The sequence below is a fragment of the Streptomyces aureoversilis genome (genome assembly GCF_042657885.1).
Lineage (GTDB): Bacteria > Actinomycetota > Actinomycetes > Streptomycetales > Streptomycetaceae > Streptomyces > Streptomyces aureoversilis.
This window is the reverse complement of the sequence record NZ_JBHSKJ010000002.1, coordinates 258,785-282,250: the sequence shown is the minus strand read 5'-3', so window position 1 is coordinate 282,250 and position 23,466 is coordinate 258,785. Positions and strand designations below refer to the sequence as shown.

General features: G+C 72.6%; 21 protein-coding genes and 1 pseudogene. 12 read left to right on the top strand and 10 right to left on the bottom strand.

Annotated features, from left to right (window positions below; translation table 11 throughout):
* Positions 1-261: 261 nt before the first annotated feature.
* Entirely contained in the window at positions 262-1,404 is a 1,143-nt protein-coding gene (gene dusB, locus ACFPP6_RS04095; protein WP_382037301.1) for a tRNA dihydrouridine synthase DusB, read from the bottom strand.
* A gap of 102 nt (positions 1,405-1,506) precedes the next feature.
* Between dusB and ACFPP6_RS04090 the strand changes: the two genes are divergently transcribed.
* Positions 1,507-2,925, top strand: coding sequence for an MFS transporter (locus ACFPP6_RS04090; protein ID WP_382037299.1), 1,419 nt, complete (start codon positions 1,507-1,509; stop codon positions 2,923-2,925).
* On the top strand, positions 2,922-3,371 hold the full coding sequence (locus tag ACFPP6_RS04085; protein WP_382037297.1) for a MarR family winged helix-turn-helix transcriptional regulator: 450 nt from the start codon (positions 2,922-2,924) through the stop codon (positions 3,369-3,371). Before ACFPP6_RS04090 ends, ACFPP6_RS04085 begins: the two co-directional genes overlap by 4 nt.
* 327 nt (positions 3,372-3,698) lie before the next feature.
* Here the strand turns inward: ACFPP6_RS04085 and ACFPP6_RS04080 are convergent, their stop codons facing one another.
* Positions 3,699-4,619 carry a helix-turn-helix transcriptional regulator gene (locus ACFPP6_RS04080; RefSeq protein ID WP_382037295.1) on the bottom strand — a complete coding sequence of 307 codons (921 nt, stop codon included), beginning with the start codon at positions 4,617-4,619 and terminating at the stop codon, positions 3,699-3,701.
* 101 nt (positions 4,620-4,720) lie between these two features.
* Here ACFPP6_RS04080 and ACFPP6_RS04075 point away from each other — a divergent pair, with 101 nt between their 5' ends.
* From ACFPP6_RS04075 to ACFPP6_RS04065, 3 genes are all read left to right on the top strand, one after another.
* Positions 4,721-6,193 carry an MFS transporter gene (locus ACFPP6_RS04075; RefSeq protein ID WP_382037293.1) on the top strand — a complete coding sequence of 491 codons (1,473 nt, stop codon included), beginning with the start codon at positions 4,721-4,723 and terminating at the stop codon, positions 6,191-6,193.
* Between the two features lie 115 nt (positions 6,194-6,308).
* Complete coding sequence (locus ACFPP6_RS04070; RefSeq protein ID WP_382037291.1) at positions 6,309-7,313, top strand: aldo/keto reductase; 1,005 nt, start codon at positions 6,309-6,311, stop codon at positions 7,311-7,313.
* 975 nt (positions 7,314-8,288) lie between these two features.
* On the top strand, positions 8,289-8,870 hold the full coding sequence (locus ACFPP6_RS04065) for a TetR/AcrR family transcriptional regulator (RefSeq protein ID WP_382037289.1): 582 nt from the start codon (positions 8,289-8,291) through the stop codon (positions 8,868-8,870).
* Between the two features lie 38 nt (positions 8,871-8,908).
* Here ACFPP6_RS04065 and ACFPP6_RS04060 read toward each other — a convergent pair whose 3' ends face one another.
* The 3 genes from ACFPP6_RS04060 to ACFPP6_RS04050 all read right to left on the bottom strand — a co-directional run bounded on the left by ACFPP6_RS04060 (position 8,909) and on the right by ACFPP6_RS04050 (position 12,303).
* On the bottom strand, positions 8,909-9,553 hold the full coding sequence (locus ACFPP6_RS04060) for a response regulator transcription factor (RefSeq protein WP_382037287.1): 645 nt from the start codon (positions 9,551-9,553) through the stop codon (positions 8,909-8,911).
* Positions 9,541-10,743 (bottom strand): sensor histidine kinase, encoded by a 1,203-nt coding sequence (locus ACFPP6_RS04055; RefSeq protein WP_382037285.1) that lies wholly within the window; start codon positions 10,741-10,743, stop codon positions 9,541-9,543. Before ACFPP6_RS04055 ends, ACFPP6_RS04060 begins: the two co-directional genes overlap by 13 nt.
* 177 nt (positions 10,744-10,920) lie before the next feature.
* On the bottom strand, positions 10,921-12,303 hold the full coding sequence (locus ACFPP6_RS04050) for a glycine--tRNA ligase (protein ID WP_058044533.1): 1,383 nt from the start codon (positions 12,301-12,303) through the stop codon (positions 10,921-10,923).
* 164 nt (positions 12,304-12,467) lie between these two features.
* On the opposite strand from ACFPP6_RS04050, the gene ACFPP6_RS04045 reads away from it, so the two are divergent.
* The 4 genes from ACFPP6_RS04045 (at position 12,468) to ACFPP6_RS04030 (ending at position 15,707) form a co-directional block, all read left to right on the top strand.
* The gene (locus ACFPP6_RS04045; RefSeq protein ID WP_382037283.1) at positions 12,468-13,523 is read left to right on the top strand and encodes a metal ABC transporter substrate-binding protein; all 1,056 of its coding nucleotides are present in this window, start codon (positions 12,468-12,470) and stop codon (positions 13,521-13,523) included.
* A 20-nt stretch (positions 13,524-13,543) separates the two neighbouring features.
* Positions 13,544-14,311: a metal ABC transporter ATP-binding protein gene (locus ACFPP6_RS04040; RefSeq protein WP_382037281.1), complete on the top strand. Its 768-nt coding sequence runs from the start codon at positions 13,544-13,546 to the stop codon at positions 14,309-14,311.
* A complete protein-coding gene (locus ACFPP6_RS04035) occupies positions 14,311-15,201 on the top strand; it encodes a metal ABC transporter permease (RefSeq protein WP_382037279.1) in 891 nt (296 codons plus the stop codon). The genes ACFPP6_RS04040 and ACFPP6_RS04035 overlap by 1 nt, the downstream gene beginning before the upstream one ends.
* 95 nt (positions 15,202-15,296) lie before the next feature.
* Entirely contained in the window at positions 15,297-15,707 is a 411-nt protein-coding gene (locus ACFPP6_RS04030; protein ID WP_179080809.1) for a Fur family transcriptional regulator, read from the top strand.
* A gap of 68 nt (positions 15,708-15,775) precedes the next feature.
* Here the strand turns inward: ACFPP6_RS04030 and ACFPP6_RS04025 are convergent, their stop codons facing one another.
* From ACFPP6_RS04025 to ACFPP6_RS36560, 3 genes and pseudogenes are all read right to left on the bottom strand, one after another.
* The gene (locus ACFPP6_RS04025; protein WP_382037277.1) at positions 15,776-16,609 is read right to left on the bottom strand and encodes an isoprenyl transferase; all 834 of its coding nucleotides are present in this window, start codon (positions 16,607-16,609) and stop codon (positions 15,776-15,778) included.
* 30 nt (positions 16,610-16,639) lie between these two features.
* Positions 16,640-17,386 (bottom strand): DNA repair protein RecO, encoded by a 747-nt coding sequence (gene recO, locus ACFPP6_RS04020; protein WP_168092173.1) that lies wholly within the window; start codon positions 17,384-17,386, stop codon positions 16,640-16,642.
* Positions 17,387-17,567: 181 nt separating this feature from the next.
* Positions 17,568-17,642 (bottom strand): annotated as a pseudogene (locus ACFPP6_RS36560) (DNA repair protein RecO); the annotation flags it as partial.
* A 97-nt stretch (positions 17,643-17,739) separates the two neighbouring features.
* Between ACFPP6_RS36560 and ACFPP6_RS04015 the strand changes: the two are divergent.
* Complete coding sequence (locus tag ACFPP6_RS04015; protein ID WP_382037275.1) at positions 17,740-18,864, top strand: hypothetical protein; 1,125 nt, start codon at positions 17,740-17,742, stop codon at positions 18,862-18,864.
* Between the two features lie 28 nt (positions 18,865-18,892).
* Here the strand turns inward: ACFPP6_RS04015 and ACFPP6_RS04010 are convergent, their stop codons facing one another.
* A complete protein-coding gene (locus ACFPP6_RS04010; protein ID WP_382037711.1) occupies positions 18,893-19,630 on the bottom strand; it encodes a tellurite resistance TerB family protein in 738 nt (245 codons plus the stop codon).
* A gap of 220 nt (positions 19,631-19,850) precedes the next feature.
* Positions 19,851-21,620, bottom strand: a complete 1,770-nt coding sequence (gene leuA, locus ACFPP6_RS04005; RefSeq protein ID WP_382037272.1) for a 2-isopropylmalate synthase — start codon at positions 21,618-21,620, stop codon at positions 19,851-19,853.
* Between the two features lie 329 nt (positions 21,621-21,949).
* Here leuA and ACFPP6_RS04000 point away from each other — a divergent pair, with 329 nt between their 5' ends.
* A complete protein-coding gene (locus ACFPP6_RS04000; protein WP_382037269.1) occupies positions 21,950-23,008 on the top strand; it encodes a M4 family metallopeptidase in 1,059 nt (352 codons plus the stop codon).
* A 29-nt stretch (positions 23,009-23,037) separates the two neighbouring features.
* Positions 23,038-23,310 (top strand): protealysin inhibitor emfourin, encoded by a 273-nt coding sequence (locus ACFPP6_RS03995; RefSeq protein ID WP_382037266.1) that lies wholly within the window; start codon positions 23,038-23,040, stop codon positions 23,308-23,310.
* Positions 23,311-23,466: the final 156 nt, after the last annotated feature.

Genomic DNA, 23,466 nt, shown 5'->3' with positions numbered 1-23,466 from the left:
ATATGGGCGTAACCGCCTGTCAGCCAGCAGATCGAAAGTCACGCCCCGGTAAAGGGCCCGAAAGTCGATCGTTCGACTTCTGAAGACAGAATGACAAAAAGAAGTCGGCAGATCACGCAGGGTCGACGAACGGCGAGGTGAGCCGTCGACTTGTGAAAGCAAGAGGGGTGGCACGCAGTGCCACCCCTCAAGAGATGCACCCCTGGATCAGACGCTCATCTGAGCGGACCCCTGATCAGGGGTGGCGAGAATCACGCCTTCTCAGCCGCCGGATGTGTCGAGTTCGGCATCCGCGCCGACGGCCGCGCAGTCGTACGGGTCGTCCAGCCAGCCGTCCGGGAGCACCACGCGGTTGCGGCCGGACGTACGGCCGCGGGGGCCGTCGGCGCCGACCGGCCAGGACTGGTCCAGATCCAGCTCGCTCAGATGAGCGTCCAGCTCGTCCAGGGACGAGGTGATCGCCAGCTTCTTGCGCATGTCCGAGCCGATGGAGAAGCCCTTGGTGTACCAGGCCACGTGCTTGCGGAAGTCGATGACGCCGCGCTCCTCGCTCTCCAGCCACTCGCCGAGGAGCGTGGCGTGGCGCAGCATCACGCGGGCCACCTCGCGCAGGGTGGGCGCGGTGAAGGCGTCGCCGCCCTCGAAGGCCGTGACCAGGTCGCCGAAGAGCCAGGGGCGCCCCAGGCAGCCGCGGCCGACGACGACGCCGTCGCAGCCGGTCTCGCGCATCATCCGCACGGCGTCGTCCGCCGACCAGATGTCGCCGTTCCCGAGCACGGGGATCTCCGGCACGGCCTCCTTGAGGCGGGCTATGGCCTCCCAGTCGGCGGTGCCGCCGTAGTGCTGGGCGGCCGTGCGGCCGTGCAGGGCGACGGCGGTGACGCCCTCCTCGACGGCGATCCGGCCGGCGTCGAGGAAGGTGATGTGGTCGTCGTCGATGCCCTTGCGCATCTTGATCGTCACCGGGAGGCTGCCGGCGTTGCCGACGGCCTCGCGCAGGATCGAGCGCAGCAGGTTGCGCTTGTAGGGCAGGGCCGAGCCGCCGCCCTTGCGGGTGACCTTGGGGACCGGGCAGCCGAAGTTGAGGTCGATGTGGTCGGCCAGGTCCTCGTCCACGATCATGCGGACGGCCTTGCCGACGGTGACCGGGTCGACGCCGTAGAGCTGGATCGAGCGGGGCTTCTCGGTGCCGTCGAAGTGGATCAGCCGCATGGTCTTGGCGTCGCGCTCGACCAGGGCGCGGGTGGTGATCATCTCGCTGACGAACAGCCCCTTGCCGCCGGAGAACTCGCGGCACAGCGTGCGGAAGGGCGCGTTGGTGATGCCCGCCATGGGGGCGAGGACCACCGGCGGCCACACGGTGTGCGGGCCGATCTGGAGCGGCGTGGCGGCGTCATTCGTCATGGCCCCATTGTCGCGTACCACGACCGGAAGTTTAGTTGTACTCTTAAAATCATTGGAGATGTACAACTATCTGTTGTGCGCCCACTCCCCAGGGGGTCCCCCGTGCCCGAGCCCTCCCGGCGCCGCCGGCTGCTGATCCTCGCCATCTGCTGCACGAGCCTGCTGATGGTGAGCCTCGACAACACGATCCTCAACGTGGCGCTGCCCTCCATGCAGCGGGAGCTCGGCGCCTCCGTCTCCGGGCTGCAGTGGACGATCGACGCCTACACCCTCGTCCTCGCCTCGCTGCTGATGCTCGCCGGCTCGACCGCCGACCGGCTGGGCCGCAGACGCGTCTTCCAGGCCGGCCTGGTCCTCTTCACCGCCGGCTCCGTGCTGTGCAGCCTGGCGCCGGGGCTCGGCTGGCTGGTCGTCTTCCGCATGGTGCAGGCCGTGGGCGGCTCCATGCTCAACCCCGTCGCCATGTCGATCATCACCAACACGTTCACCGACCCCCGGGAGCGGGCCCGCGCCATAGGCGTGTGGGGCGGCGTCGTCGGCATCAGCATGGCCGCCGGGCCGGTCATCGGCGGCGCGCTCGTCGAGACGACCGGCTGGCGGGCCATCTTCTGGATCAACCTGCCGGTCGGGCTGGCCGCGCTCGCCATGACCGCGCGGTACGTGCCCGAGTCCCGCGCCGCCACGGCCCGCCGGGCCGACCCCGTCGGCCAGCTGCTGGTGATCGCGCTGCTCGGCTCGCTCACGTACGGGATCATCGAGGGCGCCGCCGCGGGGTGGGGCTCGCCCCTCATCCTCGGCTGCTTCGCCGTCGCCGCCGCCTCCCTGGCCGCGCTCGTCCCCTACGAGCGGCGCCGCGCGGAACCCCTGATCGAGCCGCGGCTCTTCCGCAGCGCGCCCTTCAGCGGCGCCACCGTCACCGCGGTGTCCGCCTTCGCCGCGCTCGGCGGCTTCCTCTTCCTCAACACCCTGTACCTGCAGAACGAGCGCGGCCTCTCCGCCCTCGACGCCGGCCTCCACATGCTGCCCATGGCCCTCATGTGCCTGGTCTTCGCCCCGCTGTCCGGCCGGCTCGTCGGGGCCCGCGGGCCGCGGCTGCCCCTGCTGCTCGCCGGGGTGGCCATGACGGCGAGCGGCCTGCTCTTCGCCGCCTTCGGGGCGGGCTCCTCCGACGCCCTGCTGTTCACCGCCTACGTGCTCTTCGGCATCGGCTTCGGCCTGGTGAACGCGCCCATCACCAACACCGCCGTCTCCGGTCTGCCGCGCGCCCGGGCCGGGGTCGCCGCTGCGGTCGCCTCCACCAGCCGGCAGGTCGGCAGCTCGCTGGGCGTCGCCGTCATCGGCGCGGCCGTCGCCGCGGGGCTGCAGGAAACCGGCTGGTGGATCGTCTCCGGCTGCGGTGCGGCCGTCCTCCTGGTCGGTACGATCACCACCGGCCGCTGGGCCGCCCGGACCGCCGAGCGTGCCGCGGCCCGCCCCGACCCCCACGCCGAGCGGAGCAGGAACCCGGTGACGACACCATGACCGCGCACGACACGCACGACGAGACCGCGCAGCGCGCCTGGGGGCAGCTGCGGGAGATCGTCCTCGGCGGCAACGAGCGCCGCAAGGAGGTCGTCGAAGCGCTCGGCATGAGCTTCTTCCGTGTCAAGGCCCTGCGGCGGATCGCCCGGGGCCCGCTCACGCTCCGCGAACTGGCCGAACAGCTGCTCACCGACCGGCCCTACACCACGCTGGTCGTGGACGACCTCGCCGGGCGCGGCCTGGTGGAACGCACCGCGAACCCGGCCGACCGGCGCTCGAAGATCGTCTCCGCCACACCGGCGGGCCACGAGGCGGCGGCCCGGGCCGAAGCCATCCTCGGCACCCCGCCCCCGGCCCTCCTGGCCCTCCCCCCGGAAGACCTCGCGGCCTTGGACCGCATCACGGCCCGCTTGGCGGGAACGCGGGGGCGGCACCCTACGGGGTAAGGGCGCACGCCGGACGGAAGCCGTCCCGCCCCAGGCCCGAGGCCGGCTCGGCACCGCCGGACACCACCATGTCGGCTCACTCACCGCCCCGGCGAAAGAACTCCCGCCGCAACGGCGAGAACCCCGACGGCGCATCCCGGCGGTGCCGTGCAACCCAGGCCCGAGGCCGGCTCGGCACCGCCGGGCGCCACCGCGGGGGTTACTCGCCGCGGCGGCGGCACAAGAATGTCCGCCGTGTCGGCGAGACGTCGGACGCCCCGTTCCGCCGCGATGGGCGCTCGCCACGGCGGCGGCAAGAACATCCGCCGGGCCGGAGGCCATGTCGGCTCAGGGCGTTGCCCCGCGCGTCAGTGCCGCCAGGCGTTCGTGGGTGGTTTCGTCCGCGGGAGTGAACGTCACGAGGCGGCCGCCCGGGTGGGGGCCCGTCCAGAGGCTGGTGTGGTTCAGGCGGAGTTCGCCCGTGCGGGCGTGCCACAGGGTGCGTACGCGGTAGGCGGTGACGGGGGCGACCTCGTGCCGGGCCCACAGCACGCGGAACTCCGGTGACGCCCGCAGCAGCTTCGCCAGCAGGTGCTTCCACGCCGGATCGGCGAGGTGCTCGGCCATGGCCGCACGGAACTTCGCCGCCATGGCCCGGATCGTCTCCTCCCGGTCGACGAACGTGTCCCGCACCTCGGCATTGGTGAACGCGAGCCACATGCAGTTGCGCTCCTCGCGCGGCAGCTTGTCGAGGTCGCACATGAGCGCGCTGTAGGTGCGGTTGTAGGCGAGGATGTCGTAGCGCGAGTTCTGGATGCAGGCGGGGAAGGGCTCCAGCCGGTCCAGCATCATCCGCAGGTCCGCGGAGACCCCGGGGCAGTCGGTCTCCGGCAGCGGGTCGACCGCGTTGGCGAGGGCGAAGAGGTGGCTGCGCTCGCTGCGGTCGAGCTGGAGGGCGCGGGCGACGGCGTCGAGGACCTGCGGCGAGACCTTGATGTCGCGGGCCTGTTCGAGCCACGTGTACCAGGTGACGCCGACGGCGGCGAGGTGGGCGACCTCCTCCCGGCGCAGCCCGGGCGTGCGCCGCCGGGGCCCGCGCGGCAGCCCGGCCTGTTCGGGGGAGACGCGCTCGCGGCGGCTGCGCAGGAAGGCGGCGAGCTCCCCGCGGCGCACGTCGTCGGCGGTGGGCGCGGGCGGGGAGGCGGACGCGGGCGCGGGCGCGGACACAGGCGCGGCGACGGTCCGGGGTTCCTGCAGCATCGTGGTCATGTCTCCAGCGTGCGCGAGGCCGGCGGCCCGTTCCAGGTAGTACGGGTACCAGGATAAGAAGGCTCTGGTACCGGGCTGAACGGGCGGGCATCGTCGGGACGGTGAGCGATACCCGGATAACCTCCTCCACCGAAGCGGCCGTTGCCGCCGCTGCCCCGCATCCCTCCCCGCAGCCCTCCCCGCATCCCGTCCTGACCCCCTTGGGCCTGTTCACCGTGCTGGTCGGCGCGGCGCTGCCCATGCTCGACTTCTTCATCGTCAACGTCGCCCTGCCCGCCATCGACCACGACCTGCACGCGGGCCCGGCGCTCCTGGAGATGGTGGTCGGCGGCTACGGGGTCGCGTACGCCGTGCTGCTGGTGCTCGGCGGGCGGCTGGGCGACACGGTGGGGCGGCGCCGGCTGTTCCTGTGGGGCACGGCCGCGTTCGGGGTGACGTCGGTGGCGTGCGGGCTGGCGCCGGGCGCCTGGGAGCTGGTGATCGCACGGATCGCGCAGGGCGCGGCGTCCGCGCTGATGCTGCCGCAGGTGCTGGCGACGATCCAGGCCACGACGAGCGGGGCGGCCCGGGCCCGGGCGCTCAGCTTCTACAGCGGTACGTCCGGGGTCGCCGCCTCGGTCGGCCAGGTGCTGGGCGGGGTGCTGGTCGCCGCGGACGTCGCGGGCAGCGGCTGGCGGTCGATCTTCCTGGTGAACGCGCCGGTCGCGGCGGTCGCGCTGCTGCTGGCGGGCCGCGCGGTGCCCGAGACCCGCTCGGCGCGCCCGACGCGGGTGGACGGCCTGGGCACGGTGCTGCTGTCGCTGTCGCTGGTCTCCCTTCTGGTGCCGCTGACGGAGGGCCGGGCGACGGGCTGGCCGGTGTGGTCGTGGGTGCTGCTGGCGGTCTTCCCGTTCGCGGCGGTGGCGTTCGCCGTCACGGAGCGGCGCCTGGAGCGGTCCGGCGGTGAGGGGCGGACGCCGCTGGTGCCGCCGTCGCTGCTGCGGGTGCGGTCGGTGCGTACGGGGCTGGCAGTGCTGGTGCCGTTCTCGCTCGGCTGGGGCGGCTTCATGTTCGTCCTGGCGGTGGTGCTGCAGGAGGGGCTGCGGCTGGGGCCACTGGCGGCGGGGCTGTCGCTGGTGCCGATGTGCGTGACGTTCTTCGCGGCCTCGCTGGCCTGCCCCCGGCTGTTCAGCCGGTACGGGCGGCGGGCCGTGACGGCCGGGGCGCTGGTCCAGGGGGCGGGGCTGCTCGGTGTGGCGGCGGCCTTCTACTGGGGCTGGGACGCGGCGGGCCTGTGGGGCCCGTGCGTGGCGCTGGCCGTCCAGGGCCTGGGCCAGGGGCTGCTGCTGCCGCTGACGCTGCGGACGGTGCTGAGCGAGGTGCCGGTGGCGCAGGCGGGCGTGGGCAGCGGGGTCATGGTCACGACGCAGCAGTCGTTCATGGCGCTGGGCGTGGCCACGCTCGGGTCGCTCTTCCTGTCGCTGTCGGACGCGGTGGGGATGCGGGACGCGCTCGCGGTGACGCTGGGGGTGCAGCTGGTGACGGTGGTGGCGACGGTGCTGCTGACGCTGCGGCTGCCGCGCCCGAATGACTGACAGATATTGAAATCTGTCAGTCCATGTGTCACTCTTCAAGGGAGCCCGCAATCCGGCTTACCCGCTTCTGGGTGGATTGCCCCTTTCTGCCCACTTCCCTTTCGGAGGAGCTCCCGTGCAGCACCGCACCCTCGGCACCACCGGCCCCCGGGTCTCCGCCCTCGGCCTCGGCGCGATGGGCATGTCCGCCCTCTACGGCGAAGCCGACCGCGCCGAGTCGATCGCCACGATCCACGCCGCCCTCGACGCCGGCGTCACCCTGATCGACACCGGCGACTTCTACGGCATGGGCCACAACGAACTGCTCATCGGCGAAGCCCTGCGCACGACGAGCGAGGCCAACCGCGCCAAGGCGCTCACCAGCGTCAAGTTCGGCGCCCTGCGCGACCCGGACGGCGGCTGGGCCGGCTACGACGGCCGCCCCGCCGCGGTGAAGAACTTCGCCGCCTACTCCCTGCAGCGCCTGGGCACCGGCCACATCGACGTCTACCGCATCGCCCGCGTCGACCCCGACGTGCCGATCGAGGAGACGGTCGGCGCCATCGCCGAGCTCGTCGAAGCCGGCCACGTGCGCCACATCGGCCTCTCCGAGGTGGGCGCCGACACCCTGCGCCGGGCCGCGTCCGTGGCGACCGTTTCCGACCTGCAGATCGAGTACTCGCTGATCTCCCGCGGCATCGAGGAGGAGATCCTGCCCACCGCCCGCGAGCTGGGCATCGGCGTCACCGCGTACGGCGTGCTCTCGCGCGGCCTCATCAGCGGCCACTTCGGCCGGGACCGGCAGCTCGGCGCGGGTGACTTCCGCGGCATGAGCCCGCGCTTCCAGGGCGAGAACCTGCAGCGCAACCTCGACCTGGTCGACGCCCTGCGCAAGGTCGCCGAGAGCAAGGGCGCGAGCGTCGCGCAGACCGCCATCGCGTGGGTCCTCGCCCAGGGCGAGGACATCGTCCCCCTCGTCGGCGCCCGCCGCCGCGACCGCCTCGCGGAGGCGCTCGGCGCGCTCGACCTGACCCTGGACGCCACCGACCTCGCCGCCATCGAGGCGGCCGTCCCCGCCGGCGCCGCGGCCGGCGCGCGCTACCCGGAGTCCCAGATGGCCCACCTCGACAGCGAACGGTGAGCCCTGCGGGCGGCTCGCCCGACCCTCGGCGGGGGTGGTTCCGGCACCGCCGGACCGCGCCGTCGTGTCCGATCGCCGTCGCGGCGGAACAGAGAGGCACGGCCTCTCGACTCCTCCTGCCGCCGGGCAGGAGAGCCGCCGCGACGGCGGGAAGCCGGACGGCGCTTCCCGGCGGTGCCGGACAGCCCGGGCCACAGGCAAGCACGGCACCGCCGGACTCCACCGCGGTGGCTGCTCGCCGCGGCGGCGGAAGATGTGCCCGCCGCGGCGGAGCCGGGACGCACGGCCTCTCAGCCCTCCCCGCCCCGGCAGGAAAACCGCCGCGGCGGCGCGCAACCCCTACCGACGCGCCCGGCGGTGCCGAGTCGACCGGACCCAAGGCCGGCACGGCACCGCCGGACCCCACCACGGTGGTTGCTCGCCGTCGCGGCGGAAGATGTGCCCGCCGCCGCGGAGCCGGGACGCACGGCCTCTCAGCCCTCCCCGCCCCGGCAGGAAAACCGCCGCGGCGGCGCGCAACCCCTACCGACGCGCCCGGCGGTGCCGAGTCGACCGGACCCAAGGCCGGCACGGCACCGCCGGACCCCACCACGGTGGTTGCTCGCCGTCGCGGCGGAAGATGTGCCCGCCGCCGCGGAGCCGGGACGCACGGCCTCTCGGCCCTCCCCGCCCCGGCAGGAAAACCCGCCGCGGCGGCGCGCAACCCCCACCGACGCACCCGGCGGTGCCGAGCAACCCGGACCCGGGGCCGGCACGGCACCGCCGGACTCCACCGCGGTGGTTGCTCGCCGTCGCGGCGGAATCGAGAGGCAGCGCCTCTCAGCACTCCCTGCCCCGGCAGGAAGAGCCGCCGCCGCGGCGGAAGGATGCGCCCGGCTCCGCCGGAGGGATGCGGTCCGCGCCGGGCAGGTACCGTCCATCTGGGCGTACGTCATTTCCGGACCGCCCGTCCCCAGCCGAAAGGTACGAGCCCGTATGACGCCCGCGCCGCTGACCCCCGAGCGCATCCTCGAAGCCACCGAGGACGTGCTGCGCCGCTTCGGCCCCGCCAAGGCCACCGTGGTCGATGTCGCACGTGCGCTGGGCGTCAGCCACGGCAGCGTCTACCGGCACTTCGGCAGCAAGGCCGCCCTGCGGGAGGCGGTCACGCAGCGCTGGCTCGACCTCTCCCACGCGGAGCTGTCGGCCGTCGCGGACGCGGACGGCCCCGCCGGCCCGCGGCTGCGCTCCTGGCTCGCCGCGCTGTTCGCCGCGAAGCGGCGCAAGGCGGGGGACGACCCCGAGCTGTTCGCCACGTACATGGTCCTCGTGGGCGAGAACAGCGCCACGGTCGACCGGCACATCGAGACGATGATCGGGCAGCTGGCCCGCATCGTGGAGAGCGGCGTCCGCAGCGGCGAGTTCGCCGGAACCGACCCCGCGGCCACGGCACGCGCGCTCTGGGACGCCACGAACCGCTTCCACGACCCCGCGTACGCCGCGGACTGGTCGCTCCCGGGGATCGACGCCGCGTTCGACGCCGTCTGCGGCCTGCTGCTGCGCGGCCTGCAGGGCTGAGAAACCGTCAGCCCACGCCCCCGTCAGCCCACGCCCCGTCAGCCCACGCCGAGGAACCGCAGGACCGCCAGCACCCGCCGGTGGTCCGCGTCCGCCTTAGGCAGGTCCAGCTTCGCCAGGATCGAGTTGATGTGCTTGGCGACGGCGCTCTCGCTCACGACCAGCCCCTCCGCGATCCCCGCGTTCGACCGCCCGGACGCCATCAGCTCCAGCACGTCCCGCTCGCGCGGCGTGAGCCGGTCCAGCGGATCGCTGTGCCGGCGCAGCAGCAGCTGCGAGACGACCTGCGGGTCGAGCGCGGTGCCGCCGCCCGCGACGCGCCGCAGCGCGTCGATGAACTCCTCCACGTCGGCGACCCGCTCCTTGAGCAGGTAGCCGACGCCCCGCGTGTCCCCGGACAGCAGGTCGGCGGCGTAGCGCTCCTCCACGTACTGGGAGAGCAGCAGCACGGCCGTGTCCGGCCACTGCTTGCGGATGACGAGCGCGGCGCGCACGCCCTCGTCGGTGAAGCCCGGCGGCATGCGCACGTCGAGGACGGCGAGGCCGGGCCGGTGCTCCTCCACCGCCGCGAGCAGCGCCTCCGCGTCGCCGGTCTCCGCGACCACGTCGAACCCGGCCGTCTCCAGGACCTTCACCAGGCCGATCCGGAGCAGGACGGAATCCTCGGCGATCACAGCGCGCACGGCAGCTCCACGGTCACAACGGTCGGGCCCCCCACGGGGCTGCTGATCGAGAACGTGCCGTCGACCGACGCGACCCGCTTGGCCAGTCCGGCCAGCCCGCTGCCGCCCGTAGGGTCGGCCCCGCCCACGCCGTCGTCGGTGACGACGACGAGAAGTATCCCCCCTCGCCGCTCGACGCGGACGTCGGCCCGGGTCGCCCGCGCGTGCTTGACGACGTTGGCGAGCGCTTCGGAGACCACGAAGTAGGCGACGGCCTCGACGGTCGGGGCGGGCCGGTCGGCGAGGTCGACCGTCAGCCCCACGGGCAGCGGCGTCCGCTCGGCGATGCCGGACAGGGCGGCGTCGAGGCCGCGGTCCTCCAGCACGGCGGGGTGCAGGCCGCGTACGAGGTTGCCGATCTCGGCGATGGCCTCCTTGGCCTCGCGGTGCGCCTCGTCGATGACCTGGCGGGCCTCGTCGGGCAGGTCCTTGAGCGTCACCTTGGCCAGCCCCAGGTTGACCGCCATCGACACGAGCCGCTGCTGGGCCCCGTCGTGCAGGTCGCGCTCGATGCGGCGGCGCTCGGCGTCCGCGGCGTCCACGACGCCGGCGCGGCTCGCGGCGACCTCCTCGACGCGCTGCTCCAGCACCTCGGCGCGGCTGGGGCCGAGGCGGGCCGTGGCGGCGCGGGTGTCGAGCCGGGCGAGCGCGCGGGAGAGCCATGCCGCGCCGTAGATCCCGGCGAGTCCCGCGGCGGTGAGGTAGGCGGCCTGTACGGCGTAGCCCGCTTGCGCAAGCCGCGTCCCGGGTGGCAGCGCCCACACCCAGACGTAGACCGTGGCGGCCACCGCGGCCGCCGCCCACAGCAGCAGCGTCAGCGCGCCGCCGAGCGCGATCAGCGGCCCCGCCACCAGGTGGTAGCCCAGCTGCCGCCACGACCAGGACCGCCCCGCGACCGGTATCTCCACCCCGAGCCACGCCCGGAACCGCGCCCGCTGCGCCCGCGTCAGCACGGGGCAGGCGGCTCCGAGGACCCCCGTCATCACCGCGAGGGCGAGCAGACAGCTCGACGCCTTCGTCGGCCCACCGTCCAGCCACGGCACCGCCAGCACGAAGAGCGCCCCGAACTGGACGAGCCCGCCGACGGCGAGGAGGACGGCGGCACGGCCGGCCCCGTCGAAGGGACGGCGGAGGGGGGTGGGGATTCGCATGGTCACACGGTAAGTGCGCAGGTCAGGGGCGGGCGATGGTGCTGGTGTCCGACTCGGTGGTGCAGCTGGTGCCACCCTCGGACCGAGACCCTGAGGGAAGGGGGGAACGGGGAAAGGCCGAAGGCCCCGGCCCCCGCCGAGCGGGGAACCGGGGCCTTCGGCCGTTGCGCAAAGACGTCAGCAGCCCAGCAGACGCGAGCCCAGGTAGCCCTCGATCTGGTCGAGGGAGACGCGCTCCTGCTTCATCGTGTCGCGCTCGCGGACGGTCACGGCGTTGTCCTCGAGCGTGTCGAAGTCGACCGTGACGCAGAACGGCGTGCCGATCTCGTCCTGGCGGCGGTAGCGGCGGCCGATCGCGCCCGCGTCGTCGAACTCGATGTTCCAGTTCTTGCGCAGGTCCGTGGCGAGGCCCTTGGCCTTCGGGGACAGCTGCGGGTTGCGGGACAGCGGGAGGACGGCGACCTTGACCGGGGCCAGGCGCGGGTCGAGGCGCATCACGACGCGCTTCTCCATGACGCCCTTGGCGTTGGGGGCCTCGTCCTCGTTGTACGCGTCGAGCATGAAGGCGAGCATGGCGCGGTTCAGGCCGGCCGCCGGCTCGATGACGTACGGGAACCAGCGCTCGCCGGCCTCCTGGTCGAAGAAGGTCAGGTCCTGGCCGGAGGCCTGGGAGTGGGCCTTCAGGTCGTAGTCCGTGCGGTTGGCGATGCCTTCCAGCTCGGAGAACTCGGTGCCGCCGAAGTTGAAGCGGTACTCGATGTCAGTGGTGCGCTTGGAGTAGTGGGAGAGCTTCTCCGCGGCGTGCTCGTACCACCGCATGTTCTCCTCGCGCATGCCGAGGCCGGTGTACCAGCTCCAGCGCTGCTCCATCCAGTACTCGTGCCAGGTCTCGTCCTCGCCCGGCTTGACGAAGAACTCCATCTCCATCTGCTCGAACTCGCGGGTGCGGAAGATGAAGTTGCCCGGCGTGATCTCGTTGCGGAAGGACTTGCCGGTCTGGGCGATGCCGAACGGCGGCTTCTTCCGCGAGGTCTGCTGGACCTGGGCGAAGTTGGTGAAGATGCCCTGCGCGGTCTCGGGGCGCAGGTAGCTGACCGAACCGGAGTCCTGGGTCGGGCCCAGGTGGGTGGACAGCAGGCCGGAGAACAGCTTGGGCTCGGTGAAGGCGCCCTTGGTGCCGCAGTGCGCGCAGTTGAGGTCGGCGAGGCCGTTCTCGGGCAGCTTGCCGTGCTTGGCCTCGTACGCCTCCTCCAGGTGGTCGGCGCGGTAGCGCTTGTGGCAGGAGGTGCACTCGGTCAGCGGGTCGGTGAAGGTCGCGACGTGGCCGGACGCCTCCCAGACCTCACGGGCCAGGATCACCGACGAGTCGAGACCGACGACGTCGTCGCGCGAGGTGACCATGGAGCGCCACCACTGGCGCTTGATGTTCTCCTTGAGCTCCACGCCCAGCGGACCGTAATCCCAGGCGGCACGCTGTCCGCCATAGATCTCACTGCACGGATAGACGAAGCCACGGCGCTTGCTCAGGCTGACGATGGTGTCGATCTTGTCGGCGGCCACGGTGCTCTCTTCATTGCGACGACGAACAGCGAATGACTCAGGTTACCGGCGCTGCCACCCTCCTAATCAAATCGGCTCTGGCCTTGGCTTGACCATGCCCCTCCGCACCCCGCCCCGACCCCCCTTGTTGACAATCGTTTCCATTTTTGTTGAAAATGACTGTCATGAACGTAAGCCGCCCCCACCAGCTCCGCGCCCCCCGAATACGCACCGCCGTCGTCGCCGCGGCCGCCGCACTCGGAGTGCTCGGCCTCTCCGCCTGTTCCCCGGACGAGTCCGCGGGCAAGGCGGCCGACGGCAAGCTCGCCGTGGTGGCGTCGTTCTACCCGATGCAGTACCTCGCCGAGCAGATCGGCGGCGAGCACGTCAGCGTCACCAACCTGACCAAGCCCGGCGTCGAACCCCACGACCTGGAGCTCAAGCCCCGCCAGATCGGCTCCCTCGCCGACGCGGGCGCGATCGTCTACCTCAAGGGCGTCCAGCCCGCCGTGGACGAGGCGATCAAGCAGTCGAAGAACAAGCACGCCGTGGACGTGGCCACCCTCACCCGCCTGGAGGCGCACGGCACCGAGGTCGACGGCAAGCACCACACCACCGGCGACAACCACTCCCGCTCCGAGGAGCCGGAGGAGGCCGGGCACGACGAGCACGGCCACGACGAGCACGGGCACGAGGGCCACGACCACGGGCACGAGGGCGGCGAGGACCCCCACATCTGGCTCGACCCCGTGAAGTACGCCGAGGCCGCCAAGGGCGTCGCGAAGACCCTCGCCGAGGCCGACCCCGAGCACAAGGGCGACTACGAGAAGAACGCCGGCGCCCTGGTGAAGAAGCTCGGCGCCCTGGACGCCAAGTTCAAGGACGGGCTGAAGAACCGCGCCTCGGACACCTTCATCACCACCCACGCGGCCTTCGGCTACCTCGCCGAGCGCTACGGGCTGACCGAGGAGGCCATCAGCGGCCTCGACCCCGAGTCCGAGCCCAGCGCCGCCCGCATCAAGGACCTGCACAAGCTGGCCGAGGAGCACCACGTCTCGACGATCTTCTTCGAGACCCTCGCGAGCCCGGACACCGCGAAGACGCTGGCCAAGGACCTCAAGCTGAAGACCGACGTCCTCGACCCCCTCGAGGGCATCACGGACAGGTCCAGGGGCCACGACTACATCGAGGTCATGGAGGCCAACCTGGCCGCCCTGCAGAAGGCGCTCGGCACCAAGTGAGCGCGGCTGAGGAGATCACCATGGAGCAGCCCGTCATATCCCTGCGGGGCGCCACCGCGAGCCTGGGCGGCCGCCCGGTGCTGCGCGGCGTGGACCTGACCGTACGGCGCGGCGAGGTCGTCGCCCTGCTCGGCGCCAACGGCTCGGGCAAGTCCACGGCCGTGCGCGGCATCGTCGGCCAGGTGCCGCTCACCGGCGGCGAGCTGGAGCTCTTCGGCACGCCCCGGCGGCGCTTCCGCGACTGGGCCCGCGTCGGCTACGTGCCGCAGCGCACCACCGCCGCCGGCGGGGTCCCCGCGACCGTGCGCGAGGTCGTCTCGGCCGGGCGGCTCGCCCGCACCCGGTTCGGGATGATGCGCAAGGCCGACAAGGAGGCGGTCATACGCGCCCTGGGGCTCGTCGGCATGGAGGACCGGCTCGGGGACTCCGTCGACGCCCTCTCCGGCGGCCAGCACCAGCGGGTCCTCATCGCCCGCGCCCTGGCCGGCGAACCCGAGCTGCTGATCATGGACGAGCCGATGGCGGGCGTCGACCTCGCGAGCCAGGAGGTCCTCGCCGACGCCCTGCGCGCCCAGGTCGCCCGCGGAGCCACCGTCCTGCTGGTGCTGCACGAGCTCGGCCCGCTGGAGCCGCTCATCGACCGGGCGGTCGTGCTGCGCGACGGCTGCGTCGTCCACGACGGCCCGCCGCCGGAGGCCGTCGGCCAGCACGCGCTGCCCGGCCACGACCACGTACACCCGCACGCCGGCCCGGCTGCGGAACCGATTCGGACAGGGCTGCTGACCTGATGGACATCCTCGATCTCGCCTTCATGCAGCGGGCCCTGCTCGCGGCGCTCCTCGTGGGCGTCACCGCGCCCGCCATCGGCACCTACCTCGTCCAGCGCCGCCAGGCCCTCATGGGCGACGGCCTCGGACACGTCGCCCTCACCGGCGTCGGCCTCGGCTTCCTGCTGAACTCCAGCCCCGTCTGGATGGCCACCGCCGTGTGCATCGCGGGCGCCGTCGTCATGGAGCTGATCCGCTGGTACGGGCGGACGCGCGGCGACATCGCCCTCGCGATGCTCTTCTACGGCGGCATGGCCGGCGGCGTGATGCTGATGAACCTCTCCGACAACGGCTCCAGCGCCAACCTGAGCAGCTACCTCTTCGGCTCGATCGCCACGGTCTCGGAGGAGGACATCGTCGCGATCTGCATCCTGGCCGCCTTTGTGATCCTCACCACGGTCGGGCTGCGCCGTCAGCTCTTCGCCATCTGCCAGGACGAGGAGTTCGCGCGCGTCACCGGGCTGCCGGTGCGCCTGCTGAACCTGCTCGTCGCCGTCACCGCCGCCGTCACCGTCACCGTCGCCATGCGCGTCGTCGGCCTGCTGCTCGTCAGCGCCCTGATGGTGATCCCGGTCGCCGCCTCGCAGCAGATCGCCCGCAGTTTCAAGGCGACCTTCGCCCTCGCGGTGGGCATCGGCGTCACGGTGACCCTCTCCGGCACCGCCACGTCCTACTACGCCGACGTGCCCTCCGGCGCGACCATCGTGCTCTTCGCCATCGGCCTGTTCGTCGTCCTCACCGCGCTCGCCGCGCCCCTGGCGAAGCGGCGCGCGGGGAAGGCCGCGGCGGCCGGGGAATGCACCCTGGAAGTGCCGGACGCGCGCACGGCGGCGGACGACGTCAAGGTCTGACGCCCGTCCGGGCTTGCCCACCCGCCCGCGCGGACTGGCACAATTGCCGTGCGACATGTGCGGATGGGTGTTCAGGCGAGCTGGAGGAGGCAACTGTGGCGACCGCGGGTCCCCCCGTACGCGGCCGGTCCACCAAGCAGCGGGCAGCGGTGGCGGCCGCGCTCGACGAGGTGGACGAGTTCCGTAGCGCGCAAGAACTCCACGACATGCTCAAGCACCGCGGTGCGTCGGTCGGCCTGACCACCGTCTACCGCACGCTGCAGTCCCTCGCCGACGCGGGCGAGGTCGACGTGCTGCGCACCAGCGAGGGCGAGGCGGTCTACCGCCGCTGCTCCAGCGGGCACCACCACCACCTGGTGTGCCGGGTGTGCGGCAAGGCCGTCGAGGTGGAGGGTCCCGCCGTCGAGAAGTGGGCGGACTCCATCGCCGAGGAGCACGGCTTCGTGGACGTCGCGCACACCATCGAGATCTTCGGCACGTGCGGGGAGTGCGCCGCGAAGCGCTGACCCGGCCGCGTGCACCGAGGGCCCCGGGCGATGCCCGGGGCCCTCGTGCGTACCTGCGGGCGCTCAGCTCACGCGGTGCCCTGCTCCTCCGCGAGCTGCTGCTCGTTGGGGATCGCCCCGCCGAAGCGGCGGTCCCGCGACGCGTACTCCAGGCAGGCGCGCCACAGGTCGCGGCGGTCGAAGTCCGGCCAGAGCACGTCCTGGAAGACCATCTCGGCGTAAGCGCTCTGCCAGATCAGGTAGTTGGACGTGCGCTGCTCGCCCGAGGGGCGCAGGAACAGGTCCACGTCCGGCATGTCCGGGTAGTAGAGGTACTTCGCGAAGGTCTTCTCGCTGACCTTCGACGGGTCGAGCCGGCCCGCCTTCACGTCGGCGGCCAGCGCCTGCGCCGCGTCCGCGATCTCCGCGCGCCCGCCGTAGTTCATGCAGAAGTACAGCGTGAGCTTGTCGTTGTCCTTGGTCTGCTCCTGGGCGACCTGGAGCTCCTTGGCCACCGACCGCCACAGCTTGGGCATGCGGCCCACCCAGCGCACCCGGATGCCGAGCTCGTCGAGCTGGTCGCGGGTCTTGCGGATGAAGTCGCGGTTGAAGTTCATCAGGAAGCGCACCTCGTCCGGCGAACGCCTCCAGTTCTCGGTGGAGAAGGCGTACAGGGAGATGCTGCCGACGCCCATCTCGATCGCGCCCTGCAGCACGTCCAGCACGCGCTCGGCGCCGACCTTGTGGCCCTCGGTGCGCGGCAGGCCGCGGTCCTTGGCCCAGCGGCCGTTGCCGTCCATGACGATCGCGACGTGCTCGGGGACCAGCTCGCCGGGGATCTTCGGCGGCCGCGCCCCGGACGGGTGCGGCTCGGGTGTGCGGTACTCGCGTCGGGAACGGCCCAGAATCCCGCGTCGTGCCATGCGTGCCACTACTCCTTGGTCCCTGTTTCCCTATTTCTCGACATATCGGAGCGAACGGAGGCCGCGCTCCAGGTGCCAGTGCAGATACGCCGCGACCAGGCCGCTGCCCTCCCTGACGTGGCGCGGCTCGCAGGCGTCCGCCGTCGCCCAGTCGCCCGTCAGCAGCGCGCCGAGCAGCCCGATCGCCTCCGAGGAGGGTACGACGCTTCCCGGCACCCGGCACTCACCGCAGACCACGCCGCCGGCGGCCACCGAGAAGAACCGGTTCGGACCCGGCATTCCACACCGGGCGCAGGCCTCGAAGCTGGGCGCGTAGCCGTTGACGGCCAGGGAGCGCAGCAGGAAGGCGTCCAGGACGAGGCCCGGGGCGTGCTCGCCCGCGGCGAGCGTGCGCAGGCCGCCGACGAGCAGCAGGTACTGCTGCACGGCCGGTTCGCCCTCGTGGTCGGTGAACCGCTCGGCGGTCTCCAGCATGGCGGTGCCGGCGGTGTAGCGCGCGTAGTCGGTGACGATCGGGCCGCCGTACGCGGCGATGGTCTCGCTCTGCGTGCACAGCGGCAGGCTCCGCCCGACGAGCTCGCTCCCCCGCGCGAAGAACTGCACGTCGACGTGCGAGAACGGCTCCAGGCGCGCCCCGAACTTCGACTTGGTCCGCCGCACCCCGCGCGCGACGGCGCGCACGCGGCCGTGACCGCGCGTGAGGAGGGTGATGATGCGATCGGCCTCACCGAGCTTTTGCGTGCGCAGGACGACGCCGTCGTCGCGGAAGAGACTCAACGCGCACCCCCACGGGTGTCCGGCCGGGGGTCCGGGGGTTGCCCCCCGGGAGGAAGCAGCATGATGCGATCGGCCTCACCGAGCTTTTGCGTGCGCAGGACGACGCCGTCGTCGCGGAAGAGACTCAACGCGCACCCCCACGGGTGTCCGGCCGGGGGTCCGGGGGTTGCCCCCCGGGAGGAAGCAGCATGATGCGATCGGCCTCACCGAGCTTTTGCGTGCGCAGGACGACGCCGTCGTCGCGGAAGAGGCTCATGCAGTTATTGTCCCGTACCGACGAAGGCTGAACGTCCGCGCCTCCGGAGGCACAATGTGACCCCCATGTCGATCTTCCTCCCCCCAGTGAGTACCCGGTGACCCCCATCCGCCGCCGACGCCGCAGGCGCCACCCCGTCCGTTCCACCGCCGCCGCGGCCCTTCTGTGCGTGCTCGCCGCGCTGTTCCTGCTGTTCGTCACCGTGCCGGACAAGCGTGCCGACAGCCGGGCCTTCGCCACGGCTCCCGCGTGCGTGGGCGACGAGCCGGCCCTGGAGTGCCGCAAGGTGGTCGAGGGCGCGGTGAAGCACACCGAGACCGCTCCGCAGGGCAAGACGACCCACTACTGGCTCACGTTCACGGGGCGTGACGGCTCCACCCACCACGCGGACATGAACGGGCCGCTCTCGGTCTTCGCCAAGGTCAAGCCCGGCGACAAGGTGCGCGCCACCTACTGGCGCGGCAAGATCCGCTTCGTCGACTTCCGCGGCACGGTGCAGCTGACGGCCGACCAGCCGAAGGACGCCTACCGCCTGCCCTTCGCCTGCGGCCTCGGGCTGCTCGTGCTGGGCGCGACGTTCGCCGGGATCGCCTACTGGATGGTCCGGCACTCCCCCCGCGCCCCCGAGCGGTACACCTGGCAGACCACCGTGCCCGCGTGCGCGGGGATCCTGATCGCCGTCGTCGCGTTCGTCGCGGCCCTGGTCACGGACACGGTGCCGACGGCCCTGACGCTGACCGGCGCGGGGGCGGTGCCGGTCGTCCTCGGCGCGTCGTGGCGCGTGCGGGTGCGGCGGCGGCCGGCGGGGACCGGGCTCGCCCCGGTCGTCCCCGGCAAGGAGAAGCGCTTCGAGGGCGGGGTGGCGGCGGACACCCCGTACGGTGCCGAGCTCATCGGCCCGTACCTGGTGGCGGGCCCGGGCCTGCTGGCGGTGACCCCCGATCCGGCGGGCCGCACCCTCCGCAGGGCCCTGCCGCGCACGCTGGTCGTGGAGGGCGTCCGCGTGCCCCACCGGTCGGACCCGGCGCGCGTCACCGCGGAGGCCGGGGGCCGGCGGAAGGCGCTCCGCCAGGTGGTCGTGGTGTGCCGCGACGGCGACGGGGAGGTGCTCATCGGGGTGCAGCGCAAGCACGCGCCGTGGGTCCTCGGCGCCCTCCAGGAGCCGGAGCCGGGCGGGGCGGGCGCTCAGGAGCCCGTCCCGCTGTCCGGGTACGGCTCCTGAGCGGCGGGACCCACCCCTGCGACGGGCCCTACGACGGCGTCCGCGCCGCGGCCAGCAGCCGGTCCGTGTCCTCCGGGCAGAGCGTGAGCGCCCGGCCGACCGTGGCGAGCACCTCGCGCTCGGCGGGCCGGTAGGGGCCGTCGGCGAGGGCGATGCGGGCGCCCTGCAGCAGGATCGATTCGCGGCCGGCGGGGGCGAGGTGGGGGGCGAGGGGCTCCAGCGCCTCGTGGAGCTCGATGGCGAGGGCCGTGCCCCGGGGGTCGAAGCCGTCCCGCCCGGCGTAGGGGGACGGGGTGCCCAGGTCGGTGCCGTAGGCGCCGGGCAGGCGGCCCGTGTCGGCGGCGAGGGCCTCGATCAGGGTGATCAGCTGTTCCTCGCTGCAGTCCGTGAAGCCCGCGGCCCGGACCGCGCCGACGGCCGCCCTGCGGACCGTACGGGCCTCGGTGCCGCCCGCGGCGAGGACGGCGAGCGCGACGGTGTGCACGGCGTCGCGCAGCATCGCGGAGAAGCGGGTGGTGGTGGGGTGGTCGAGGACCTCCGTGCCGTAGCGGGCGCGGCACGCGGAGCACTCCACGACCGGCCCGACGGGGCCGCGCGGCAGCAGCGGCAGGCCGAAGGCCACGAGGCGGCGGCGCCCGGTGCGGCGGCGGTAATTGCGGTCGCCGCCGCAGCCGGGGCAGTAGAACTCGCCGTCGCCGACCGTGCGCCATACGGTGCGTACGCCCACCACACACCGGTCCCGGCCGGGTCGGCCCTGCGCGTGCATCACGGCGCACACCTCCATAACGCCACGGCCTCGTCGCCGCGTTGACGTGATGTTAGCCACATCGATGATGCGACGTCAGTACCCCGTGCGCAGACTGCGGGCGTCATACGGGGGAACCCGCCACGGGGCCACCGGATACGGTGGATTCCCCGTCGCCCCCTTGACGGCAGGTCCGCCGCGGCGACCGCCCCGTACCGGGACGGCCCGTCCGGCCGCGCGCTCAGCCGCGGTACGCCCGGTTGACCGCCGAGACGACGGCCTTGATCGAGGCGCGCGTGGTGTTCGGGTCGATGCCGATGCCCCACAGCACCCGGCCGTCGATCACGCACTCGATGTACGAGGCGGCGCGGGCCGTGGCGCCCTCGCTCATGGTGTGCTCGCTGTAGTCCAGGACCCGGGCGTCGACGCCGGTCGCGGCCAGGGCGTCGACGAAGGCCGAGATCGGACCGTTGCCGGTACCGGTCAGCACCGTGTCGGCGCCGTCCACGACCGCCTCGACGGTCAGCGCGTCGCTGCCCTCGCTCGTGGTGGACGTCTGGGTGGTGCGCAGCGCGATCCGGCCCCACGGGTCGGCCTCGGTGGGCAGGTACTCGTCCTGGAAGACCGACCAGATCTCGGCGGGGGTGACCTCGCCGCCCTCGGCGTCGGTCTTGCCCTGGATGATCTTCGAGAACTCGATCTGCATCCGGCGCGGCAGGTCCAGCTTGTGGTCGTTCTTCAGGACGTACGCGATGCCGCCCTTGCCGGACTGCGAGTTCACGCGGATGACGGCCTCGTAGGAGCGGCCGACGTCCTTGGGGTCGATCGGCAGGTAGGGGACGGCCCACTCGATGTCGTCCACGCTCTTGCCCTCGGCGGCGGCCGTGCCGGCCATCGCCTCGAAGCCCTTCTTGATGGCGTCCTGGTGGGAGCCGGAGAAGGCGGTGTAGACCAGGTCGCCCGCGTAGGGGTGGCGCGGGTGGACCTCCATCTGGTTGCAGTACTCGGCGGTCCGCCGCACCTCGTCGATCTGCGAGAAGTCGATCATCGGGTCGACGCCCTGGGAGAACAGGTTCATGCCCAGGGTGACCAGGTCGACGTTGCCGGTGCGCTCGCCCTGGCCGAACAGGCAGCCCTCGATCCGGTCGGCCCCGGCCATGATCGCCAGCTCGGCGGCGGCGACGGCGGTGCCCCGGTCGTTGTGCGGGTGCACGGACAGGCAGATGTGCTCGCGGCGCGACAGGTGCCGTGACATCCACTCGAAGCGGTCGGCGTGGGTGGAGGGCGTGGAGCGCTCGACGGTGGCGGGCAGGTTCAGGATGATCTCGCGGCCGGCCTCGGGCTGCCAGACGTCCATGACGCCCTCGCAGACCTCCAGCGCGAAGTCCAGCTCGGTGTCGGTGAAGATCTCCGGGCTGTACTGGAAGCCGAAGGCGGTCTCGTCGCCGAGGATCTTCTCCGCGTACTCCACGACCAGCCGGGTGCCGTCGACCGCGATCTGCTTCACCTGCTCGCGCGAGCCGCGGAAGACGACCCGCCGGAAGACCGGCGCGGTGGCGTTGTACAGGTGGACCGTGGCACGGCGGGCCCCCCGCAGGGATTCCACCGTGCGCTCGATCAGCTCCTCGCGCGCCTGGGTGAGGACGGAGATCGTCACGTCCTCCGGGATCGCGTCCTCCTCGATGATCGAGCGGACGAAGTCGAAGTCGGTGGCGCCGGAGGAGGGGAAGCCGACCTCGATCTCCTTGTAGCCCATGCGGACCAGCAGGTCGAACATCTCGCGCTTGCGGGCCGGCGACATCGGGTCGATCAGCGCCTGGTTGCCGTCGCGCAGGTCGGTCGACAGCCAGCGGGGAGCCGCGGTGATCCGCTTGGCGGGCCAGGTGCGGTCCGGGATGTCCACGGCCTCGTAGGGGCGGTACTTGTGCACCGGCATCCCGGAGGGGCGCTGGGTCACCGTCGCCGCGGTGAGGGGGGTGGGACGGCCGACGGAAGCGGAGGTCTCGGGCATCTGCGGGGGCTCCTCGTATGTCCTGAGGTGGGGTTCCCCCGGCTCGGCGGCGAGCTCGGGGGAGGCCGACGGGCAGGTCACCACGGGTGACCGCAACGCCTCACACCGCGGGGAGGGGGTCGGCCGATCGACTACAGACCCTCGCCGCGGCAGCTAAGAAGAAGCAGCCCGAAACGCATGATGCACAGCACGGTAGCCGAGCCGGACGGGATGCGGTACGGGCGTTCCAGCATGCGGGACACGGGCGGAACACGGAACGGTGCCACTCGATTGTGTTAATCGGCGCACCGGGGCCTGACAAGGCCGGGAGCCGCTGCCAGATTCAGGCCATGAGTGACAACGTGAAGAGCGTTTTCTGCACCATCGTCCCGCCGCACGTGCTCGACAAGCTCGCACGGTCCGACGACTCCGCGCGCGCCGACCTCGCGCAGCGCACCCTGGAGCACGACTCGGCGCAGCGCACCCGGCGCCGGGTCACCGCCCTGCGCGGCCTCGCCGCCCCTGCGGGCACCCCCTCCGACAGCCCCCGCCGGACGATCTACGACGCGGAGCACCGGGCGACCCAGCCGGGGAAGAAGGTGCGCGGCGAGGGCGACCCGGCGTCGAAGGACGCCACGGTCAACCGCGCCTACGCCGGGCTCGGCGCCACCTTCGATCTGTACCTCAAGGCGTACGGCCGGCGCTCCATCGACGACGCGGGCCTGCCGCTGGACGCCACCGTCCACTACGGCGAGGGCTACAACAACGCCTTCTGGGACGGCAACCAGATGGTCTTCGGCGACGGCGACGGCGACGTCTTCCTGGACTTCACCATCCCCGTGGACGTCATCGGCCACGAGCTCACCCACGGTGTCACCCAGTACACGGCGAACCTGGAGTACTACGGCCAGTCCGGGGCGCTGAACGAGTCCGTCTCGGACGTCTTCGGCTCGCTGATCAAGCAGTACGCCCTGGGGCAGTCCGCCGACCAGGCCGACTGGCTGATCGGCCAGGGGCTGCTGGGCCCGGGCGTGGACCGCGGGGTGGCCCTGCGGTCCATGAAGGAGCCCGGCACGGCCTACGAGGACGACGTCCTCGGCAAGGACCCGCAGCCCGGCCACATGGACGACTTCGTCCGCACCTCCCGCGACCAGGGCGGGGTGCACATCAATTCCGGCATCCCCAACCGGGCCTTCTACCTGGTGGCCACCCGGCTCGGCGGCAACGCCTGGGAGCGCGCGGGCAAGGTCTGGTACGCGACGCTGACCAGCGGGAAGCTCAAGGAGGACGCCCAGTTCGCGGACTTCTCCCGGCTGACCGTGGCCACCGCCCGCACGCTCTACGGCGACGGCGACGAGGTCCAGGCCGTCCTCAAGGCGTGGGAGGAGGTGGGCGTCCCCACCTCGTAGGGATCGCCCGCCGGGGCGAGAATGACGCCATGCGGATCGTCATCACCCGGACCGGCGGGTTCGCCGGCATCGAGCGGCGGGCCGAGCTGGACACCTCCGGCCGGCCCGACGCCACCCACGTGCAGGCCCTGGCCCACCGCGCCCTCGCCGCGTCGCCCGCCGAGGCGGCGGCCGTGCGGGGGGTGCCGGACGGCTTCCACTACGAGATCGACGTGGACGGCCGCACGGTGCACTGCGCGGACCCTCATGTCAGCCATGATCAGCGCGAGCTGATCAGACTGGTGCTACGGGAGGGCGCGTAGTGCCTGTCCGGCGGATCCGGCGGATCACCGGGGCCCGGTGGCGGCGAATTCCGCCGGACCCTCGCCGCGGGGGTGCGCCGCCGTTGCGGCGGGCATGTCTTTCCGCCGCAGCGGCGGGACACCACGACGTGACAGCCCGGCGGTGCCGGACGGACC

Excerpts from the sequence above, each read along its gene's own strand:
- dusB (WP_382037301.1), bottom strand. The coding sequence starts at position 1,404 with ATGACGAATGACGCCGCCACGCCGCTCCAGATCGGCCCGCACACCGTG.
- ACFPP6_RS04085 (WP_382037297.1), top strand. The coding sequence starts at position 2,922 with ATGACCGCGCACGACACGCACGACGAGACCGCGCAGCGCGCCTGGGGG.
- ACFPP6_RS04080 (WP_382037295.1), bottom strand. The coding sequence starts at position 4,619 with ATGACCACGATGCTGCAGGAACCCCGGACCGTCGCCGCGCCTGTGTCC.
- ACFPP6_RS04065 (WP_382037289.1), top strand. The coding sequence starts at position 8,289 with ATGACGCCCGCGCCGCTGACCCCCGAGCGCATCCTCGAAGCCACCGAG.
- ACFPP6_RS04055 (WP_382037285.1), bottom strand. The coding sequence starts at position 10,743 with ATGCGAATCCCCACCCCCCTCCGCCGTCCCTTCGACGGGGCCGGCCGT.
- ACFPP6_RS04045 (WP_382037283.1), top strand. The coding sequence starts at position 12,468 with ATGAACGTAAGCCGCCCCCACCAGCTCCGCGCCCCCCGAATACGCACC.
- ACFPP6_RS04040 (WP_382037281.1), top strand. The coding sequence starts at position 13,544 with ATGGAGCAGCCCGTCATATCCCTGCGGGGCGCCACCGCGAGCCTGGGC.
- ACFPP6_RS04035 (WP_382037279.1), top strand. The coding sequence starts at position 14,311 with ATGGACATCCTCGATCTCGCCTTCATGCAGCGGGCCCTGCTCGCGGCG.
- ACFPP6_RS04025 (WP_382037277.1), bottom strand. The coding sequence starts at position 16,609 with ATGGCACGACGCGGGATTCTGGGCCGTTCCCGACGCGAGTACCGCACA.
- ACFPP6_RS04010 (WP_382037711.1), bottom strand. The coding sequence starts at position 19,630 with ATGCACGCGCAGGGCCGACCCGGCCGGGACCGGTGTGTGGTGGGCGTA.
- leuA (WP_382037272.1), bottom strand. The coding sequence starts at position 21,620 with ATGCCCGAGACCTCCGCTTCCGTCGGCCGTCCCACCCCCCTCACCGCG.
- ACFPP6_RS04000 (WP_382037269.1), top strand. The coding sequence starts at position 21,950 with ATGAGTGACAACGTGAAGAGCGTTTTCTGCACCATCGTCCCGCCGCAC.
- ACFPP6_RS03995 (WP_382037266.1), top strand. The coding sequence starts at position 23,038 with ATGCGGATCGTCATCACCCGGACCGGCGGGTTCGCCGGCATCGAGCGG.